Annotated in this window: 16 protein-coding genes and 1 pseudogene; 1 reads left to right on the top strand and 16 read right to left on the bottom strand. The window is 56.6% G+C overall.

Annotated elements, in window-relative coordinates; all coding sequences use genetic code 11:
• Window positions 1-19: 19 nt before the first annotated feature.
• A complete protein-coding gene (locus tag M2427_RS28250; protein ID WP_280710146.1) occupies window positions 20-808 on the bottom strand; it encodes a GntR family transcriptional regulator in 789 nt (262 codons plus the stop codon).
• Between the two features lie 972 nt (window positions 809-1,780).
• On the opposite strand from M2427_RS28250, the gene M2427_RS28245 reads away from it, so the two are divergent.
• Entirely contained in the window at window positions 1,781-2,488 is a 708-nt protein-coding gene (locus tag M2427_RS28245) for a GntR family transcriptional regulator (RefSeq protein ID WP_280710145.1), read from the top strand.
• Between the two features lie 151 nt (window positions 2,489-2,639).
• Here the strand turns inward: M2427_RS28245 and M2427_RS28240 are convergent, their stop codons facing one another.
• From M2427_RS28240 to M2427_RS28170, 15 genes and pseudogenes are all read right to left on the bottom strand, one after another.
• Window positions 2,640-3,203: an FAD synthetase family protein gene (locus tag M2427_RS28240; protein WP_280710144.1), complete on the bottom strand. Its 564-nt coding sequence runs from the start codon at window positions 3,201-3,203 to the stop codon at window positions 2,640-2,642.
• 39 nt (window positions 3,204-3,242) lie between these two features.
• Window positions 3,243-3,959: a GntR family transcriptional regulator gene (locus M2427_RS28235; protein WP_280710143.1), complete on the bottom strand. Its 717-nt coding sequence runs from the start codon at window positions 3,957-3,959 to the stop codon at window positions 3,243-3,245.
• Between the two features lie 124 nt (window positions 3,960-4,083).
• Window positions 4,084-4,596 (bottom strand): flavin reductase, encoded by a 513-nt coding sequence (locus M2427_RS28230; protein ID WP_280710142.1) that lies wholly within the window; start codon window positions 4,594-4,596, stop codon window positions 4,084-4,086.
• Window positions 4,593-5,888: a styrene monooxygenase/indole monooxygenase family protein gene (locus M2427_RS28225; protein ID WP_280710141.1), complete on the bottom strand. Its 1,296-nt coding sequence runs from the start codon at window positions 5,886-5,888 to the stop codon at window positions 4,593-4,595. Before M2427_RS28225 ends, M2427_RS28230 begins: the two co-directional genes overlap by 4 nt.
• A gap of 70 nt (window positions 5,889-5,958) precedes the next feature.
• Window positions 5,959-6,957: an ABC transporter permease gene (locus M2427_RS28220; protein WP_280710140.1), complete on the bottom strand. Its 999-nt coding sequence runs from the start codon at window positions 6,955-6,957 to the stop codon at window positions 5,959-5,961.
• The gene (locus tag M2427_RS28215; protein WP_280710139.1) at window positions 6,950-7,975 is read right to left on the bottom strand and encodes an ABC transporter permease; all 1,026 of its coding nucleotides are present in this window, start codon (window positions 7,973-7,975) and stop codon (window positions 6,950-6,952) included. The genes M2427_RS28220 and M2427_RS28215 overlap by 8 nt, the downstream gene beginning before the upstream one ends.
• Window positions 7,972-9,561 carry a sugar ABC transporter ATP-binding protein gene (locus M2427_RS28210; protein ID WP_280710138.1) on the bottom strand — a complete coding sequence of 530 codons (1,590 nt, stop codon included), beginning with the start codon at window positions 9,559-9,561 and terminating at the stop codon, window positions 7,972-7,974. Before M2427_RS28210 ends, M2427_RS28215 begins: the two co-directional genes overlap by 4 nt.
• Window positions 9,562-9,629: 68 nt before the next feature.
• Window positions 9,630-10,679: a TMAO reductase system periplasmic protein TorT gene (torT, locus tag M2427_RS28205; protein ID WP_280710137.1), complete on the bottom strand. Its 1,050-nt coding sequence runs from the start codon at window positions 10,677-10,679 to the stop codon at window positions 9,630-9,632.
• Window positions 10,680-11,180: 501 nt separating this feature from the next.
• Window positions 11,181-12,080: a LysR family transcriptional regulator gene (locus M2427_RS28200; RefSeq protein ID WP_280710136.1), complete on the bottom strand. Its 900-nt coding sequence runs from the start codon at window positions 12,078-12,080 to the stop codon at window positions 11,181-11,183.
• Between the two features lie 451 nt (window positions 12,081-12,531).
• Window positions 12,532-13,954 (bottom strand): annotated as a pseudogene (pyk, locus tag M2427_RS28195) (pyruvate kinase).
• 2 nt (window positions 13,955-13,956) lie between these two features.
• Window positions 13,957-15,228 (bottom strand): glycerate kinase, encoded by a 1,272-nt coding sequence (locus tag M2427_RS28190; RefSeq protein ID WP_280710135.1) that lies wholly within the window; start codon window positions 15,226-15,228, stop codon window positions 13,957-13,959.
• Window positions 15,225-16,157 (bottom strand): 2-hydroxy-3-oxopropionate reductase, encoded by a 933-nt coding sequence (locus M2427_RS28185; protein WP_280710179.1) that lies wholly within the window; start codon window positions 16,155-16,157, stop codon window positions 15,225-15,227. The genes M2427_RS28190 and M2427_RS28185 overlap by 4 nt, the downstream gene beginning before the upstream one ends.
• Window positions 16,154-16,939: a hydroxypyruvate isomerase gene (gene hyi, locus M2427_RS28180; protein ID WP_280710134.1), complete on the bottom strand. Its 786-nt coding sequence runs from the start codon at window positions 16,937-16,939 to the stop codon at window positions 16,154-16,156. Before hyi ends, M2427_RS28185 begins: the two co-directional genes overlap by 4 nt.
• 48 nt (window positions 16,940-16,987) lie before the next feature.
• Window positions 16,988-18,787 carry a glyoxylate carboligase gene (gcl, locus tag M2427_RS28175; RefSeq protein WP_280710133.1) on the bottom strand — a complete coding sequence of 600 codons (1,800 nt, stop codon included), beginning with the start codon at window positions 18,785-18,787 and terminating at the stop codon, window positions 16,988-16,990.
• 877 nt (window positions 18,788-19,664) lie between these two features.
• Window positions 19,665-19,850 carry a hypothetical protein gene (locus tag M2427_RS28170; RefSeq protein WP_280710132.1) on the bottom strand — a complete coding sequence of 62 codons (186 nt, stop codon included), beginning with the start codon at window positions 19,848-19,850 and terminating at the stop codon, window positions 19,665-19,667.
• Window positions 19,851-20,082: the final 232 nt, after the last annotated feature.

Here is a 20,082-nt window from a genome sequence, read left to right as displayed (position 1 = left end):
GTCTATGGCGCTGTAGCATCTATCCGACAGATCGATCGCGCAACCAACGTAAAGCACCAGAGAGATGAGGATCAACCTTCGGGATTTCGTCGAGTTGCAGATCTTCTTCGATATGATGCAGATGGTGCCGCATGATCTCCGCAGCACGCTCGCCTTCGCCCGCGATCATGGCCTCCACAATTCCTCGGTGCTCGCCCTTCGGGCAGGCATCTTCTTCGGTCGCATAAAGCAGAATCGCGAGGCAGACCAGCGCCTGCAATTTGGTCAGCAGACGGATCAAAATCGGATTATCCGTCATCTGCGCGAGCATGAGGTGAAATTCGCCGACCAAGCGGACTAGGGTCGCCCTATCCCTGGCCGCTCTTGCCTGATCCTCTTTGTCCAGATGAGACTTCAAGGCGTCGAATGACAAGCTGCCCGACCTCGTCGCCAATGACCTGACAATCTCTGGCTCGATCATGTGACGGACGGTGAGCATTTTCTTGGTCTCGCTTCGCGTCGGGGCAGCGACATTGGTCGCCCCAGTCGCTTGCTTGATCAAGATGCCGTCCTGGACCAGACGAGCGATCACCTGCCGGATTACAGTCCGGCTTACGCCAAAGGTCTCGGCGAGAGCTTCCTCCGTCAGGCGCGCCCCAGGTGGCACTCGCTGCTCAAAGACGGCCTGCAGGAAATGACGCCGCATCTGCTCCTGAGGATGTCCTCGTGGCGGTTTCGCATTATCTTTTTTTCGTTTCAACCGGCCTACCTCCTGACGCGCTTGGAGTGCATAATCAATCGCCGTACCAGTCCAGAGCGTCAGCGGCAAGCTGAGATAGCGCCGGCCTTACCTCTCGCTTGTTGACTGTGAACTCCTCCGCCGCTCGACAAACGCTACTTCTATAGCAGGTCACTGCGACCCGATCTCAAGCGCCGCGCCGACTACACCTTCGGAATCGAGGGCGCGGCGCGGCATTGTCGCGCCCCGCCGGTCCAGTCGAACCTATCGCCTATGGGCGAAGGCGCAGCCGATGAATTACTGACCGAAAATGGCCGTCACCGATGCGGTGACGGCCAAGTCAGGGAGGAGCAGACAACCGGCCTGCCAGCGGAGCAACGACGAGTGAGCGGGAGAGCCCTGTGAACCGAACTCCACGCCCAGATCCTTGGCGGCCGCCCATAAAGGCAATGCAGAGCTCCGCTATTGTGGTCCGTCCCGACGACCTCAGAATTCCTTCCTCCGTTGCGTCACGCAGCCAAACTCGATCGGAGACGTTCGCGGCTCGATGAGAAATCATGGCCGGCAAGACTGGACTGACTTTTCAAGAACGGACTTTTGACGGTTCGCAGACGCTCTTTTCACCGCGCATCGCGCCACTAGGCTGCTGCCCTATTCCCGGCGCGCTAGCCAACGTGTCAGAGCGAGCGCTCCGCGTTATGTATACATGCAGATCGACCTTTTGGAAACAATTACTGCAACTTTTGCGCACATTATTGTACTCCATTTTAATATGTCTGAACTTGATGAGCCCCTTAACTATCTAAAAGTCTTAGCACTTTTTTGCATCCCAGCTCCGATCACCAGTGGGTTGCTCAAATCCTCTGCGTAATGCTTAAGGAATGAACTCTACGGTTCGATACGCCGAAGTGCGCTGCATACCCTGCCGCCAGGCCTCTTCCCAAAGCGGCCTGCCGCGCACGGATACGCTTCAGGCATCAGGCCAGCACATGTGGGCTATTGGATTTCATGAAGATGATGCCGACTGTGGCGCAGCGCTCGGTATCCGACGGGATAAGTTGCATGAGGAAAAGCCAACGAGGTCAATCGGAACAGAGCATCCAAACACGCCTTCTCCAAGCCATTTTCGAACAGCGTATGCCACCGGGCGCACGGCTTACAGAAGAAGCACTGGCCTCGGCCTTCGATGTAAGCCGGACCACCATCCGGCAGGTGATTGCACGCCTCTCTCAAGACGGAATCTTGGTCAAGCTTCCGAATGGTGCCACCCATGTGGCTTCACCTTCTCGACACGAAGCACAGCAATTGATGGTCGTTCGCCGGATGATCGAGCCGGAAATCGTGAAAATCCTTGCATCAAAAGCCGCGGATATTTGTTTCGATGAGCTCTCGGCCCATTTAAACGACGAGGACCGCGCCCGCAGGGATGGCGACCGTGGGTCGCTCGTGCGACTCACTGGTGAATTCCACCTGCACTTGGTCCGTCTTACCGGCAATCAAGTCCTGATCCGCTTGATGACAGAATTACAAGCCCTCGTCTGCCTCGCCATCCTGCTCTATGCAAACGGTGACGATGGCTGTCCGGTTCAAGAGCACCGACGGATCGTGACTGCGATCAAGAAGCAGGATGGCGCCTCGGCTGCCAACCTGATGCTCAGCCACCTCGAGCATATCGAGAGAGACCTAAAGCTAGACGAGAAGCCGGTGCTTCATATCTCCGAAGCCCTAACGTGGCTGGGTCAAAGAGAAGCCTCACTCGCGCGCTCTTGAAGGCCGATTCAATGATCGGCAGACCCGGGCGCTCCCTGCCAAGACTAAGAAAATGACAGCGCACGCCGATCTTGATCGCGGATCGCGGCACAGACACGAAAGCAATGCCACAGGAGTACATCCGCACTCGGCCCAGCACTGTCAAAAGTGTCTAGGCAAACCGCGACGCTATTGACGCTTCCACTCCCTCCGCAACCGCACGGCGCATGTTGGTCGAACTGGCCTTCTGGCCAGCAACAGAGCCCGCGACCAACGGCACTGAAACAACATCCACGCCCAACGCGCGCATTGTTGCAATATTGCACGATGCGCCACGGCCAAGTGCAAAGTCCTCACCAACGCACAGGACTTGCATAGAATACAGCGCTTCGATCTTAGCTAAGAACGCCTCACCCGGCAAAGACGCCAGCTTGCGAGTGAACCTAAGAACGACAACTTCATCGAATTTGAATGAATGTATACGTCTTATTCGCTCGAACACGGGAATAACGTCTGGCAATGCTGTATTGGGAGACAAAACAGTCTCAGGCCGGGGATCGAAAGTTATCGCGATCGATCGGAGGCTTCTGCTAGCAGCAATGCCCATTGCCGCTCCCAATACGGCCTGGTGTCCGGCATGCAGGCCATCGAATGTTCCAATGGTAACGACCGACGGTCGTCCCAAAGAACCGGACAGGCCTTCCAGGCACTGCGCTTGATATGAAGTCTTCTTCATGCGATGCGTCTCCAGAGGTCGTCAATGCAACCTACCGCCTTATCTTCGAACCTCATCCCGGAATCTCACGCTCAGCCAATCCAGCGTCTTCGACACTGTCAATTCGCGCGCGCCATCTTCCAGTGAAAGCGACTCCTCGATGTGATTTAGGTGGTGCAGCATCAAGTCGGCTGCAGCCTGAGCGTTGCCGCACTGGAGCGCATCAAAAACTTGACGATGGTCTGCATCAGGACAAGCATCGTCATCTCCGGCGTAGCAGAGAATTCCAAGGCAAGTCAGAGCCTGAAGCCCGGTGATCAGCTTTATAAGAATTTCGTTCTTGGTCAGTTCAACTAAGTGCAGATGAAACTCGCCGGTCAATCGGACGAGAGTCGCACGATCATTTTTCTTTCGTGCGTTATCCTCAAGCGTCAGATGATCAGACAATTCCTGGAACGATAGCACTCCATATGAGCGGGCTAGTCCCCTGACGATTTCTGGTTCGACCATTTTTCGTACGGTCAGGATCTGTCGCATCTCCTGCTTGGTAGGCGCCGCAACGCACGTGGCGCCATTCGACTTCTTAATCAACAGGCCATCCTGCGCCATTCTCGCGATTACTTGCCGGATGACAGTCCTGCTAACATCGAATGTTTCGGCCAACGCCTCTTCCGGCAGACGCACTCCGGGCGGCATTCGCTGCTCAAAGATGGCCTGCAGCAGCTTCCGCCGAATCTCTCGCTCAGTTCCCCCTCTATTGGTTTTTGACTCGGTCATTTTCGCGCTATCGAGCAAATTTCCGATGTGGGGACGGCCTGGGAACGCCTGATGACCGCTTTTCGTGGGTCCGCGACTCTCCCGCCGTACGACCCAACTCCGGCGTCGCTCCCTCTTTCCATCCTTATCCTCGACCCGATGCAGCCGGCGTGCCGAACAGCGTGTGGTAGTTACGCTGGAAATAGACCAACCCCTTCGCCTGGCTCTCGACAGCGACCTCAAGGACCTCGCACAGGAATATGCTGTGCGTGCCCGCTTCTATGACGTTCTTGATTTCGCAGTCGAAGGAAGCCAGCGCCCGCTCAAGAACGGGCGCTCCAGTTTTGAGGGTATTCCAAGCGGCCTTCGAAAACCGATCGTCTGATCTAGCCTCGGTCATGCCGGCAAAGACAGCCGACAAGTCCTTTTGATCGGAACTCAACGTGTTCACGCAAAGCGTTCCATTCTGCTTCACCACGTTGTTCTGCTCACTCCTCCGATTCATACAAACGAGAAGCATGGGCGGCGTGTCACTTACGCTACACACCGCCGTCGCGGTGAACCCGACGCGCCCGGCGTCACCTGCGGACGTGACAACGTTCACAGCCGCACCGAGGTTTGCCATAGCCTCTCTGAACCCACCCGCCTGGGCACTCATGCGCCGGAATCCTTATGAGAGAAGCCGTGCCGCGCCGCGAAAGTGCGCGCGACCTTCATATCGGATATCGCGGGCACCATGGTCTCCGGATGAGGAAACCCATAGTACAGCGCATCAGCGGCGTCATCATTTGCACAGCTCGTGTCGACGACCAACTGCGCCGCGGGCGACAACTTCTCGAGGAACGTGTTATTGAAGAAGCACTGGTTGTTTCCGTACTTGGCCCAAAGCAGATAGTTGACCTTCGTCATCCAGACTTCGTCGAACTTGCTGTCGCCGTGTGCGGTGATGCGATCGGCGATGAATTTTGCGCTTCGATTGGCGAAATTCCCCCCCTGCCCGCAAATTGGATCGAAGGCAATAGCCGTATCACCCACCGGCATCACAAGGCCGCCCGAGGGAAGCCGCCCAAATGCTTGGCGAACCGTGGGCGGAAAACGACCAACCAGCCAGCCGTGTCGATCCTCGGAGATGTATTCCACGTCGTCGGCGATATGCCGTTCCCAAGGCGTGTGCTTGCGCATAATGTCTATGATCACATCGGTGACTTCTTCGCCGGACTTCAGACCGTTGAACCGGTCGAAAGGCCCACCTGGCTTAGCCTCGAACAGCGCCGCATAACTGGGACCGGCAGTCTTGTGTTGGAACGGAACCCAGAAGTACTCGCCGGCGTCGGCGAAGAAATCGAACTTCGTAGGCACGTATTTCCATCGATCGGAAAACCACTCGCGGACGTGACGTCCGGACTTACTCCGCACGATGGCCATGGAGAGATTACGCTGCGGTTTGTCGTACGTGCTGCGCTCCGCATCACGCGGAATCGCGTTCGCAAGGTCTGCCTTGCCTGCTGCCAGGATCGTGACGTCACCGGTCAGAGCAATGGCATCGAGACGCGCCGGCGTAACGTTCTCGATCTCCAGTTTGCCACCTTTCCCCTCAAGATCTTCCAGCCAGCGGTGCACTCGCATGCGCTGGTCGATCCCGCACCCCTCACGGCCGTATTCGAACAACCCCTTCATGGTTTTTGGCTTCGCATCGCCAACGTGGGCCGCCAGGTCGAATAAGACGCCATGGCCACCGAACATGTCCGACGACCAAAAGTCCATGCCGAGCTGCCGCTCGATGTCGATCGTCTCTCCCCAGAGATATGCGGTGCCAGTTGGCGCGGAGTGATTCAACCACTGATCTGGCGTCCGATCCGAATAGAGGGTCACCTTGTGACCATCCCTAAGAAGTGAGTAAGCCAGAATGCAACCAGCAGGCCCCGACCCCACAATATTCACTTTCGCCATATTCCGTTCCTTCTTCTTTCAAGACATCGAGTTGGATCACAAACAGAGCCGACTTGGACACATCAGTTCATCAACGTGCCTCCGCCCGCATCGCATCGGCAAAGACCGTTGCCAGGATAACCAGTCCAAGAATGATTTGCTGGATATATCCGTCGATCCGCGTCAGGTTCATTCCGTTCGACAGGACAGTAATTAGGATGCCGCCGAGCAGCGGCGCGCTGATTCCACCTCTGCCACCGCGCAATGAAGCGCCACCAACTACCGCAGCACCAATGCTCTCCAACATCAGATTGCCGCCGAGGTTCGGCTCTCCGGAACCAGTCCTCGCCGTTAGCATAATGGCGCCGACGGCAATCAGTGCCGAGCAAACCAGGTACGCAAGAAGCAGGAACTGCCGAACAGGAAGTCCCGCGACCTCCGCTGCTCTTGGATTACTTCCAATGAAGAAGAGCGCCCTTCCGAACCGCGTGTAGCGGAAGACGCAATAAGAGGCCGCCAGCAGGACAATAGTCACCATCGCCGGCGCAGGAATTCCGATCGGCCGTGCTTGATAGAAAAGCTGGTTGAGGAGATCTGGCAAGTTGAAGATTTGGAATCCGCCGGAGATCGTGGAAGCGAAGCCAAGGCAAATATTCAACGTTGCGAGTGTCACAACGAACGGATTCAAGCGGAGATATGACACCGCAAATCCGTTGACTGCGCCGATCATCAATCCCAACCCGATAGCAAAAAGAACGCCGGCTGTAATCGCCGCACTAGCTGACCCAGACAGCTTCAGAGACCACATCATGGCCATACTGCTTGCCACGCTGATCAACGACACGCTTGTTCCGAGAGAGAGATCGAACCCTCTTACGATCACTACGTATGTTTGTGCGAGTGCGAATACCGTCAGATAACTGGCCTGAATCGCGATGTTTGCGAAGTTCTGGATTGTCAAAAAATTTGGCTGTGCGCAGCCAAACAAGATCGTCAAAGCCACAATAATCACAAGTGGAGCGCTCACCCACGAACGCACCGCCACCACCATCTGACCATAACCCTTCTGCTGTATCGACATGTCAGTCATTGGATCCACCGCCGCGCTTGGTACGGTCAAGCATCACTGCACTCAGAAGGACAACGCCGAAGACGATCGTCTGGATTTTGCTATCTATGCGACTAAGGTTCATCGCGTTCGCAAAGACCGTGAGGAAAATGCTACTCAGCAAAAGGCTTTCGACGCGCCCGACGCCACCGCGCAGTGAGACCCCCGCAATCACAGCGGCGCCGATACTCTGCAGCATGTATTCAGAGCCAAGGTTCGCCTGGCCGGCACCTATTCGCGCCGTGATCAGGATGCCAGCTACGCCTGCCAGCAAAGAGCAAACGATGTAGGCGATCACCGTGTACAGCTGGGTAGGAACACCAGAGACGCGCGCCGCGTGCGCGTTTCCGCCGATCGCGTAGAGGTGGCGGCCAAATCTCGTGTGGTTTTGCACAAGGTATGCAGTTAACACTACAGCGATGGCAATAAGGACAGCGACGGGCACCCCTGCGACGGTACCGCGCCCTAACCCTTGTATGAACTCGGGTACAAGACCGTAAATCGGAATACCCGCGGTCAGGTAGAATGCGATACCGCCAACGACTGAGAACATCCCCAGCGTAACCATGAAGGCCGACGCATTGAGGCGCGCGATACACATGCCGTTGAGTAAGCCGACCAGAGCAGCTGCACCCAAGGCGGATGTGGTAGCGAATAAAATGGTCAGCACTTCGTTTTCTGGCCACCACGCTAGACCATGGCTCATCGTGATCGCCGTGACAACGCTGCTAAGCGCTACAGTTACGCCGATCGACAGATCGAGCCCGCCCAGCATGATCACCAGCATCTGCGCCGTACCGACGATCGCGAGGTAGGATGCGTTCCGCGCGATGTTCGCTAGATTTGCAGCGCTAAAGAAGCGCGGCTCAAAGAACGCCAGCGCAACGACAAGCGCCACAAGCGCAAGAGGAAGCACGATTCCCTGTGGAATTCGGCTGATCCCGGAAATCCTGACGCTGCGCCGAGCTGTCGGGGTCTCTAGTTGTTCTGTGCTGGTCACTCGATCTCCCCTGAAATCACCTGGACGGCCCCTTCGGGACGTATAAAAAAGTGCGACAGTGCCGCCTTCTCGGTAATGTCTTGTCCTACGAGGTCAGCAACCATTTTGCCTCTACTGAAGATGCGCAATCGATGCGAGAGATGAAGGAGCTCGGGCAAGTCGGACGAAACAAGTAGGACCGCTCCCCCGCCTTCGGCCAACCGCTTCAACGTCTGATAGAACTCAAGTTTTGCGCCGACATCGACGCCGACGGTTGGCTCCTCAAACAAGAAGACACTCGTCGGCCGAGCCAGCCCCCGCGCCAAGACCACTTTTTGGCGATTGCCACCGGATAGATTCCCGACGCCCATCTCTATGCGGTTCGGCTTGATCTTGAGATCGGCTGCGATCTTTCCGATCTCGGCCTTCTCTCTGCTTTCTCGCAAGAACCAGCCATTCGAGAAGGAGGGCAGATCGAGGGCGGTGATAGATGCGTTTTCTCGAATTGACCTCTGCAAGGCCAACCCTTCCGCAACACGATCTGCAGGGAAATAGCAGATCCCACGGGCCAGCATCTGGGCAGGAGATGGTTGCAAGATGACTTCGTCGTCGACAAGGATCGAACCAGACAGGATCGGCTCCAAACCAAAGATCGCGCGGACAAACTCCGACTTTCCGCTCCCCACCAAGCCGCCGACTCCAATGATCTCGCCGGAGCGCAATTCCAGTTCTGCGTTCGTAACCCCACCAGCGGACAAGCAAAGGTTCTTGACCGCCACGCGCACGGCCCCAGGATTCTGCTCAATAATTGGGAAAAGATGCTCGATTCGCCGACCCGTCATAAGGGTCACTAGCTCGTCATCCGACGCCTGCGATGCCTCGACGGTTGAGATCTTCTTTCCGTCGCGTAGAACCGTCACTCGATCCGCCAGCCGACGAATCTCCTGCATTCGATGAGAGACGTAGATGATACCTACCCCCTGCACCTTCAGCCGACCAATGAGCTCAAAGAGTGTTTCTGTTTCAGCTTCAGTGAGAGAGGCGGTTGGCTCATCAAGAATTAGGACTCGGGGTTCGTTTAGGAGTGCCTTCGCGATTTCGACCATTTGCTGCTGAGCACGCGACAAATTCCCGACGAGAGCATCAATATCGATGTCGAATTTGAGTTTGCGTAACGTCTCAAGGGCAATGCCGCGCATCCGCTGCCTGTCCAGCCAAGTGCGACCGACGGTCATTTCGCGCCCGAGAAACAGGTTCTTCTCTACGCTCAATTGGCTGACGAGACTGAACTCCTGGAATACGAGACAGATGCCAATTGCTCGGGCATGCGCCGGAGTCAGGTTACGGATCTCGTCGTCGGCGTAAAAATATGAGCCCGCGTCAGGCAAGAACGTTCCGGAGATGACGTTTATCAGCGTAGATTTTCCGGCACCATTCTCGCCGAAAAGAACGTGAACCTCACCCGAGCGAAGGTCGAAGTCTATTCCGTCAAGTGCGGTCGCACCCTGGAACCTTTTAGTGATTCCCGTGAGACGAACCAACTCTTGCCCGCGGCATGCGTCATTCCGCACAGGCGCACCTGACAGCGCGCTCGTCAGATTTGTCATCAGTCAGCTTCCTAATTATCAATCAACTGAAGCGGACGACTGCACCGATTGATGCAGTCGCTGCTCGCTCAATTCACTGAGTAAACAGGCTTCCAATCGACCGGCGAGAAGATGTTGTCGAGATTGACCTTGTCGATATTCGATTTGGTCACCATCGTTGGCACAATCATCGGAGACTTGACGTAGGGCTTTCCTTCAAGGATTCGAACAGCCGTATCGACGGCAATTCGCGCTTCGAGAACTGGAGCAAGCGTCGCAAACCCCTTCACATCACCGGTGCGAAGAAAATTTAGCATCGCCTGGTTCTCGTTTTCCGCGATCAAGTCGATCTTGCCCCGCTTGCCGATGTCGTTCACCGCGCTGACTGCCGCCTCAATAGCAGGCGGGTTCGCCCAGATGACCGACACATCTGGGTAGGTCTGAAGAGAATCCTCAATGAGCCTTAGCTGGACGGCGACTCCGGTATCGCCCCATTTCGTGTCGACGATTTTCGCCGGTGTCCCGTTCAGCTTCTCTTCGAAACCTTTCAGGAAGGCTTCCGGCCAACCGGCACCTTGTGGACCAGGAAACGTCGCGACCTGCGCCGGTTTGCCTTGCAAATTATCGAGCACATATTGGGCTGCGAGCCCCCCCATGGTCGGGTAGTCCACCGACACTTTTGCTGTTACCGGAGCATTTGCTACCGGGTTAATCAGCGCAACTTGGGGGATACTCTTGTCGAGCCCCTCTTGAAACTTCTTAGCCATCCCCGCTTCGGAGATCGCTCCTGTAATGATCACGTCCGCCTTGGCTGCGACGCAATCGTCAAATTGAGAGATTTGTTTGGGAAGGCTATCGTAGCCCCCGGCCTGAAAAAGGGTCATTTTGACCCCCTGTCGCTTCGCCTCTTCAACAACCCCGTAGGCCGCGGCAACCCAGATGCTGTCCTTTACGTGAGGAAAGAGGACACAAAGGTTCCACTGCTTCTCAGCCTTCGGAAGCGGCACATACTCAACTTCGGCGCCGCCCTTTCCCTGGTCGTATACCTTTGCAGGCCACCAATCGGCAGCTTGGCTATCGGTTGTTGCAATGCAGGACAAGCCGGCCGCTACGATTAGCGCAGATTTCCTAAAGCCCATTGGTTTTCCCTCTCGATCGCGTTTCCTGTGATGCGGCGGCTTTTGCGCCCGTTATTATTTTGGACACAATACTGCATCCAACTGGAGGCCACAACTGGATTCTAAATTGCGTACAATTGTGTCTGGCCCTTCGCTTGCTATTTGAGCCACGCTCTCACGAGCTGCAAGTTTGCAGCGCCCTGAATGGCGAGTGAAACTAAGGCCGGCGCTGCAACATCGCGCAGCAAGCCGACATTCTGGAGCGTTTGGCTAAGCCGCTAATTGCTTCATCTGCCGCAAGAAAACGGCGGCGTCTTTGAATAATGATCGAGTTTCTTGAAATGCCGATGAGCATGCGTGATGACGACCGCAAAGACTTGGAAGATGTATCGCCGGCACCGCCCCGCGGGGACTGTTCAACAGAGCAAAGCAACCGCTACTAGCAGCTCGTCGATATCAATTATTCGACTGAAGAATAGTCGCGCTTCTCAAAGCGTCGGGGTTGCGCAACCTGGCAGATCTTCATTTCCACCAAGGACCCTTGAACCTCGGAATCAGAAAGTTGATCAGGGCCGCGACCCGTTGCGGGACAAACTTTGGCGACGGGAGCACTGCGTGAATTTCTTGCTCAGGCAATGCGTAGTCTTCGAGGATTGGCACCACCTTGCCCGACTTCAAAGCAGGCGAAGCCAGATACCGCGGGACAATCGCGATTCCGAGATTTGATTGCACAGCTGACAACAGCGTCGACAAATTGTTCGAGCGTAGTGAGCCATGCACAACGATAGAGCACGTCTCACTGCCCTGCCGGCTGAGCTGCCACACAGCATCTCCTTGCACACTCGAGTAGACCAGACAGTTGTGCTTGAGAAGCTCATTCGGAGAACGAGGACGGTTACGGCCATCGAGATAACCTGTTCCGGCGATCATCACCCACGGATTACTGCCGATGTAACGTCCACCAAGAGAGGAATCAACTAGCCGCCCTAGTCGGACTGCAGCATCGAACCCTCTGGCCACAATATCGATGTACGCATCCTCACAGGTCATGTCGACTTTGAGATCTGGATGCTCTCGCATGAACTCGATCAGCATCGGCGAGATCACGTTTCGTCCAAACGCGATAGACGTCGAGAGGCGAAGCGTACCAGACAACGCTTGGTTCCGAGTACGGATATGGATCGCAGCGTCGTCAACTTCTTTGAGCACGGTCTTACAGCGCTCGTAGTATACGCTTCCCTCCTCGGTGAGGCTGATACCTCGCGTATTGCGGTTTAGCAGACGTGCGCCAAGATGCGTCTCCAGCCAAACGATATGCTTGGTGGCAGTTGACTGAGATATCTGCATGTCGCAAGCAGCCCGCGAAAAGCTCCCGAGTTCGACAACACGGGTAAGTATTCGCATACTGGCCAGATGGTCCATGACAGCTAGTTCTCCAACCGTCGCCCAACTCTCTGGCGAGGCCACATGCATATGGTGGCTAGGAGCATGTCTGACTGGACCGCCGAGCCTTCATCCGCGCCGAAACTGTTCGCCGGTTGGCCGTATGTCAATCGGCAAGCGGGTGCTGCGGTGCCACATAGGGCTCCGACTTGTTTTCGAAGCCGCATGCTTCAACCTCCCCAAGAAGGCACAAAGCGGCATCGGACCAACAATAGACTGCTGCTCTGGGTCACCTCACAGAACTAGGCGCTTCGTCGAGTTACCCACGGAGCATCCACCACGCTAGGACTTTCCTGGGCCAAGTCGGCCGTCAAGGAGCGTAGCATTCTCCGATCATACCATCCGTAGGCTCGATGCACGCTGGCGCCCTTCTCCCAGCACTTTCCTCTTGCAGTGCTTCAGGTTGGCTCTAAAAAGGGAGCTCGAAGTGTTATGGCACGGCCCCGCGGCCGATTTTTATGACCCTTAGATTGTTTGTAGTCCCCGCCTCGCCAAATGGCACACCACCAACCACGACGATGTCCCCGTTAGATGAACCCCTCATCAAGCGCTGCCCGCTTGGCCCGCTCCACCATCTCTTCATAGCTCCGAATGTCCGCGGACAGCACACTGTGAGCGCCCCAGAACAAGCATAGGCGGCGTGCCACCGATCTATGAGGTGTAAGCGCAACAATCATCGCCGCGGGTCTTTGCCGGGCAATGCGTGCCGCAGTGATGCCGCTGCTGGTGAACGCCACTATGACTGCCGCATCGAGCCGATCCGCAATCTCGCTGGCACTTCTTGCGATCATATGCGGCGGCGTTTGCTCGACATCAGGTTCAATGGCCGTAATGATGCGCCGATAAAATTCGTGAATCTCTGTTCTGCCCACGATCTTATCCATCATGGCAACGGCTTCAGTCGGATAGCTGCCTGATGCGGTCTCAGCCGAAAGCATCACGGCGTCTGCGCCGTCGTAAACCGCGGTCGCGACGTCGGAAGATTCAGCGCGCGTAGGCGCGGGAGCATTTACCATTGACTCGAGCATCTGAGTCGCGACGATGACCGGCTTCGAGGCCAGGCGGCATTGCCGAATGATCTCCTTTTGCTGCGCCGGTACTTCCTCCGCCGGAATCTCTACACCGAGATCTCCGCGCGCGATCATAATGCCATCCGACAGTCTGACGATGTCCTGGATGTTCGCCAGGGCCGACGGTCGTTCGATCTTTGCGATCAATGCCGCTTTGCCGCCGACCAGGGCACGACCTTCGATCACATCGGCTGCTGTCTGCACAAACGACAACGCTACCCAGTCCACACCGAGCTCAAGACCGAAAGAAAGATCCGCCCGATCCTTCTCGGTGAGAGCTGAAAGGCCCAAAACGGCACCGGGCATATTGAAGCCCTTGCGATCGCTAAGCATGCCCCCAGCGAGTACTCTGGCAACAAAGCGATCTCCGTCGATGTGTTCGACTCGCGCTCGTAACCTACCGTCGTCAATCGAGATATCTTGCTGTGGCGTGATACATTGAAAAATTTCCCTATGTGGTAGCGGAATATCGGTTGCTTTAGCCGGCCGCTCCAAAGCAAACCCCAGCACCTCTCCAGCATCAACGCGCCGCGGACCACCAGGAATGACGCCAATGCGAATTTTCGGCCCTTGCAGATCCTGCAAGATCGCAATCGGCCGATTGAACTCTTTCTCTAACGCCCGAATGCTCTCGACGACAGCGCCATGGTCCGCCCACGTTCCGTGACTAAAATTCAACCGGAATACATCCACACCAGCGACAAACAATCGACGAAGCATCTCCGGCGATGCGCTACTAGGCCCGACCGTTGCAACGATCTTGCTCTTGCGATTGCGGCGCACAATCAACTCCTCTTTGTGACCAGCATCACCCGGAGATCGTTCACGTTAGTACGGGTTGGCCCGGTCACGACAAGATCGTCTAGCGCCTTAAATACCGTGTACGCATCGTTGTCGGCCATACGCGCTTTGCAGTCGACGCCAACGCAACGAGCGCGACCCACAGTATCAGGCGCCAGAATTGCGCCAGCATTGTCCTCACTTCCATCGATGCCGTCGGTATCTGCGGCTAGCGACCAGAGGCCATACCTGCCGTCGACGGCGATGCCGAGGCTCAAGAGAAATTCGGCGTTGCGTCCACCGCGTCCGCCGCCTCGCAATGTAACGGTGGTCTCGCCTCCCGAAATGACTGCACAAGGTATTTCCATCGGTTGTCCCCACTCGCTGCATTGCCGGGCTATGCCCGCGTGAACAATGCCGACCTCGCGGGCCTCGCCTTCAATCGCGCTACCGAGTATCAATGAAGGAATCCCAGCATCACGAGCCACTCGTGCAGCCGCTTCGAGCGACATTTGCGGCGTGGCCACGAGTCGGTTAACGACGTGCCCGAACCGGGGGTCACCTGGCTTCGGTGTTTCTGAGACCGGATCGCCAAGATGGGCAGAAACCGACGGCGGCACCGCGATGCGGTACTTTGACAGCACCGCAAGAGCATCGTGCCGGGTCGAAGCATCGGGTACGGTGGGGCCGGACGCGATAACCGAAATGTCGTCGCCGGGAACATCAGAAATCGCTAGACTCATCACGCGAGCCGGTGCTGCGGCGACCGCCAGCCGGCCGCCCTTGATGGCCGAGAGGTGCTTCCTCACCGTATTCATTTCGCCAATACCGGCACCACAGGCCAGCAACGCACGATTTATCGCTTGCTTATCTTGAAGAGTAATACCGTCAGCTGGTAGCGCGAGCAACGCCGAACCGCCGCCGGACATCAGCACCAGCACCAGATCATCCGCTGAGAGGCCACCAACTCGCCGAAGGATGCGAGCTGCAACGTCCGCGCCGACCTCGTCCGGAACGGGGTGCGACGCTTCGACGACCTCAATTCGCTCACAGGGTACGGCGTGACCGTAGCGCGTTACGACTAACCCAGTTATCGGGCCGTCCCAATTTGCCTCGACCGCTGCAGCCATTGCCGCAGCGGCCTTGCCGGCTCCGACTACGATCGTACGTCCCTTCGGTCTTGACGGCAGGTGCGCGGGCACACACCGTGCCGGCGCTGCCGCATCTACGGCCGCGCGAAACATTTTAAGAAGCAGGCTGCGATAATCGACGGTCATGACGCTCGCTTGCCCACTCCGCTCCCAATTTCGTGGCGCGCCATGATTTCCAAGGCCTTCACCATTGCGGAGTGATCCCAACCCTTACCGCCATCAGCGGTGCAGGCGTTGAATAGCTGTTGCGCCATAGACGTATTTGGCAGCGAGATGCCAAGATTCCGCGCGCCTTCGAGCGCGAGATTGAGGTCCTTCTGGTGCAACTCTATGCGAAAACCGGGATCAAACTTCCGCTTTATCATGCGCTCGCCATGCACCTCGAGTATTTTCGACGAGGCAAATCCGCCCATTAGCGCCTGTCGGACCAGCGCGGGATCTGCTCCTGCCTTGGACGCAAAGAGCAGTGCTTCGCCGATGGCCTCAATAGTAAGCGCGACAACAATCTGATTGGCGACTTTTGTTGTCTGTCCATCTCCGTTCCCACCCACGAGCGTGATGTTCTTGCCCATCAACTCAAACAACGGCTTGACGCGGTTAAAAGTCGGCTCAGAGCCGCCTACCATGATGGTCAAGGCGGCCGCCTTGGCACCCACCTCGCCACCCGATACTGGAGCATCGAGATATTCACATCCGACAGCATTGACTTTGGCCGCGAATTCTTTGGTAGCAAGCGGCGCTATCGAGCTCATGTCGACCACGACCTTGCCTTCCGTGAGCCCCTCCATCACCCCACCCTCGCCGAACAAAACTGCTGCCACGTGCGGGGTATCCGGAACCATGATGATGATAACGTCGGATTGCGTCGCAACTTCCTTTCCGGACTTGCACGCCTTTCCGCCTGCCGCAATCAACTCCTTAGGAACAGGAGCAACATCACGCAGCAATAAGCGGTGGCCAGCTGCTTGAAGATGGCTGGCCATGGGACAGCCCATGATTCCGAGGCCGATGAATCCTACGTTCGTCATTGAGAGCTTCTCCCGAGGGTTACTTATCCGCGTTCGGAGTATGACGCCAGCCAGCCCAAGCTGTCCTTCGTTGTTGTCTTGGGCTTGTACTCGCAGCCGATCCAACCGCGATAGCCGATTTCGTCCAGATGGCGGAACAGGAATGGATAGTTGATTTCGCCCGTACCGGGCTCGTGTCGTCCTGGATTGTCGGCGATTTGTATATGCGCGATCCGGCTTATGTTGGAGCCGATCGTTCTCGCCAGATCGCCCTCCATGATCTGCATATGATAAATGTCGTATTGAATGAACAAATTGTCCGATCCAACAGCCTGTTGGATCGCAAGTGCTTGTTCAGTACGATTGAGATAGAACTTCGGGATATCCCGTATGTTTATTGGCTCTATCAACAGCCTGATTCCCTCAGCCTCAAGCGCTGCGGCCGCAAACTTGAGGTTGGCTATAAATGTCTCGCGCAGCTTACTTGCATCGACCTCGCTGGGAACCAAGCCAGCAAGACAGTTCACCTGCCGACAGTTGAGCGCTTTGGCATATTCGATAGCGGTAGCTACACCGTCGCGGAACTCCTCGACCCGGTCCGGGAAGATGGCAATGCCCCTTTCGCCGTCGTTCCAGTTTCCCGCCGGCAGATTGTAGAGCACTTGCTCCAGTTTGTTCGCCTTGAGACGGCTTGCCAAATCGGTTGCGGGGAACGCATAAGGAAACAAATACTCGACACCGGAAAATCCTGCATCTGCCGCCGCACGAAAGCGGTCAAGAAACGCGATCTCGGTGAACATCATTGTAAGATTCGCAGCGAAGCGCGGCACACGATCCTCCTCATTGATTTGGCTGCTCGCGGGCTGAAGCAGATCTCGTCAGACCCGCTCGCGCTTCTTTGACACCCGCTCCAATCCCGCTATAGGACTCTCATCAAGCGGAACATCGAGAACCTCCTCGAACTCGACGATGTTGTCGATCTCGGTACCCATCGCAATATTCGTGACGCGCTCGAGAATGAACTCGACGACCACGGGTACCCTGAATTCGGCCATCAGCGCGCGTGCTCTTGCGAATGCGGCCTGCGCTTCATTTGGATCGGTGACACGAATAGCCTTGCAGCCGAGCCCCTCGGCTACGGCAACATGGTCGACTCCATAGACACCAACGGCAGGCGAGTTGATATTCTCAAAGGAGAGCTGGACGTGATAATCCATATCGAAGCCGCGCTGTGCCTGACGTATTAGCCCGAGATATGCGTTGTTAACGACAACGTGGATATATGGCAGCTTGAACTGAGCTCCGACCGCGAGCTCTTCGATCAGGAACTGAAAATCATAGTCCCCCGATAGGGCGACGATCTCGCGATTCGGATCGGCGGCCCGCACCCCAAGTGCAGCGGGAAGCGTCCAGCCAAGTGGCCCTGCTTGCCCAGCGTTGATCCAATAGCGGGGATGATAAACGCCGAGAAATTGAGCGCCGGCGATCTGCGAAAGGCCGATGACGCTAACATAGCAGGTATCTCGCCCGAAGGCCTTGCGCATCTCTTCATAGACACGCTGCGGCTTGATGGGCACGTTGTCGAAATGGCTCTTGCGCAGCAATGACCGCTTGCGATCTTGGCATGACGCTGGCCAAGCCTGCCATTCGGTCAACTTTCCAGCCTTGCGCCACTCCTTGGCAACCGAAACTAATAATTCCAATGCCACCTTGGCGTCAGAAACGATACCCAGATCGGGACCGAATACGCGGCCGATCTGTGTCGGTTCGATATCAACATGCACAAACTTACGACCCTTGGCATATGTATCGATCGAGCCGGTGTGACGATTTGCCCAACGATTGCCGATCCCGAGCACGAAGTCCGATTCAAGCAGCGAGGCATTGCCATAGCGATGACTCGTTTGAAGGCCAACCATTCCAGCCATCAACACGTGGTCGTCCGGGATTGCGCCCCAGCCCATCAGGGTCGGAACCACCGGGACATTGGCCACCTCCGCAAATTCGACGAGCAGCGTCGATGCATCAGCGATGATGACACCGCCACCAGCGACGATCAGAGGCCGTTCCGCCGCGTTGAGCATCTCGAGCGCTTTCTCGATCTGCTTGCGGGTCGCTGAGGGCCTGTAGACCGGTAAGGGCTCGTAGATCTCATCGTCGAACTCAATTTCCGCAAGTTGTACGTCAAGCGGCAAGTCGATCAGAACAGGACCGGGGCGCCCTGATCGCATAATGTGAAAGGCCTGACTAAATACTCGCGGCACTAATGCCGGCTCCCGCACAGTAACGGCCCACTTCGTCACCGGCTTGGCGATTGATTCGATATCGACCGCCTGAAAATCCTCTTTGAAAATGCGTGCCCTCGGTGCTTGCCCGGTGATGCAGAGGATCGGAATGGAGTCCGCTATGGCTGAATAAAGCCCAGTAATCATGTCCGTACCAGCTGGGCCGGACGTTCCGATACAGACGCCGATATTGCCTGCCTTCGCCCGCGTGTACCCTTCCGCCATATGCGCGGCGCCTTCGACATGACGCGCGAGGATATGAGCAATTGAGCCACGCAGCTTGAGCGCAGAATATAACGGATTGATTGCGGCTCCTGGCACGCCGAACGCTTGGGTTATTCCCTCTCGCTCGAGCACACGAACCGCCGCATCGATAGCACGCATCCTCGCCATGGATTTCCATCAGACAGTTGGACGTTATTTCGCAGGCGCCCAAATTGATGAATCCACGTAGTGGTTACAAGCGGGTGATTGTCGATTTCAATTATTCCATTTTCGAAATTGAGCACCGCTAAATATTTGGAGGACTGGGACGAACCCCGGGTGCGCTTTGCATAGGCGAGGAATCAAGGTACTTTGCCATCAATGCTTCTCCGTGCAGCATGAGCCATATGCTCGGGGGAACATCGCCAAAGCTATCCTGCGCGGCTCCCTGGCTGAACACTGGTTTATCTTCTTGCCAGGATCAACGATGCCGAGGCTGATCGTACGTCGATTGGCCCCATCCAGCAGATCAGGCGGCGCGTCGATTAGCGGTCGTTTTTGCGATCGGTAACGAAAGTTAAGAGGCTATCGGACTCAAAGGCAGCATATTCTTCGGCAAGCTTTACTAGCGTTGCCCTTGCCTTTCGATCTTTGAGCGCAACGAATGCCGCCATCAGACGAAGGCATTCCTCCGTTCTGACGTTGCTCCTATCGTCCGACTGCCTGACCATCTCCACCCTCGCCAACGAGGAAATGCATCCGGCCCAATCCGATGATTACCGCCGTGTCTGGCCTCCTCTACTCAACACTCTCACAATCCGCAAGTGCAACTGAGCAGGAGCCATGTTCGGCGTGCTTCCCGTAACCGTCGTACGCAGTCCGCCACCGTCCATCATTGTTGGCGCAAGACCTGGCCCTTCAGTCGGTCAGACTTAGTCTGACCGAACACAGCTACCGGGCTAAGTTCAGCTTTTCGACCCATCAGCGCAGGTTGGATGAAGTGCCCGCTCAAATGCGGGCGCCACAAATCTTCGGAGAAGCGCCCACTGCGACGGCGCCCCACGGTTCAGACCGTGGAAAGCGATTGAACGGATGATGACCAGTCAGATGCGACGGACTCGGCCACGCGCCCGACGATCTGCGAGTACAGTGCGGGGTCGGTCGCGCCCTCGGTGCCGACGACCAGAACGACGCTATCTCGACCGAGCCCGATTGCGGTGCGCGTGTGCGCGTCGCCCGCGATGAGCAGCATTGCCGCAAGACCCGACGGCTGACTCTCCAGCTACAACAGGCTGATCGCCGTATCGGAAGTCGGCCAGCAGTCGCATAGATTCGGCAGCCGCCTCATCTTCGATCACGACGAAGCCGTCGACGCCGTCGTCGAGCACGTCCCAGGCCAGCAGAACGACCTCACCGCAGGCAAGCCCTGCCATGATCCCGTCTAGAGGACCGTGATCCGGGACAGGCTGCCCCGCCTCCGCGCT

This window comes from Bradyrhizobium sp. BR13661 (genome assembly GCF_029892425.1).
GTDB lineage: Bacteria > Pseudomonadota > Alphaproteobacteria > Rhizobiales > Xanthobacteraceae > Bradyrhizobium.
Note: the sequence above shows the minus strand (reverse complement) of the source record. Positions and strands in the feature narration are given on the sequence as shown.

Bases quoted from the DNA above. Each gene is read 5' to 3' on its own strand.
- M2427_RS28245 (WP_280710145.1), top strand. From the start codon at position 1,781: ATGAGGAAAAGCCAACGAGGTCAATCGGAACAGAGCATCCAAACACGC.
- M2427_RS28240 (WP_280710144.1), bottom strand. From the start codon at position 3,203: ATGAAGAAGACTTCATATCAAGCGCAGTGCCTGGAAGGCCTGTCCGGT.
- M2427_RS28235 (WP_280710143.1), bottom strand. From the start codon at position 3,959: ATGACCGAGTCAAAAACCAATAGAGGGGGAACTGAGCGAGAGATTCGG.
- M2427_RS28230 (WP_280710142.1), bottom strand. From the start codon at position 4,596: ATGAGTGCCCAGGCGGGTGGGTTCAGAGAGGCTATGGCAAACCTCGGT.
- M2427_RS28225 (WP_280710141.1), bottom strand. From the start codon at position 5,888: ATGGCGAAAGTGAATATTGTGGGGTCGGGGCCTGCTGGTTGCATTCTG.
- M2427_RS28220 (WP_280710140.1), bottom strand. From the start codon at position 6,957: ATGACTGACATGTCGATACAGCAGAAGGGTTATGGTCAGATGGTGGTG.
- M2427_RS28210 (WP_280710138.1), bottom strand. From the start codon at position 9,561: ATGACAAATCTGACGAGCGCGCTGTCAGGTGCGCCTGTGCGGAATGAC.
- torT (WP_280710137.1), bottom strand. From the start codon at position 10,679: ATGGGCTTTAGGAAATCTGCGCTAATCGTAGCGGCCGGCTTGTCCTGC.
- M2427_RS28200 (WP_280710136.1), bottom strand. From the start codon at position 12,080: ATGGACCATCTGGCCAGTATGCGAATACTTACCCGTGTTGTCGAACTC.
- M2427_RS28190 (WP_280710135.1), bottom strand. From the start codon at position 15,228: ATGACCGTCGATTATCGCAGCCTGCTTCTTAAAATGTTTCGCGCGGCC.
- gcl (WP_280710133.1), bottom strand. From the start codon at position 18,787: ATGGCGAGGATGCGTGCTATCGATGCGGCGGTTCGTGTGCTCGAGCGA.
- M2427_RS28170 (WP_280710132.1), bottom strand. From the start codon at position 19,850: ATGCTGCTCATCGCGGGCGACGCGCACACGCGCACCGCAATCGGGCTC.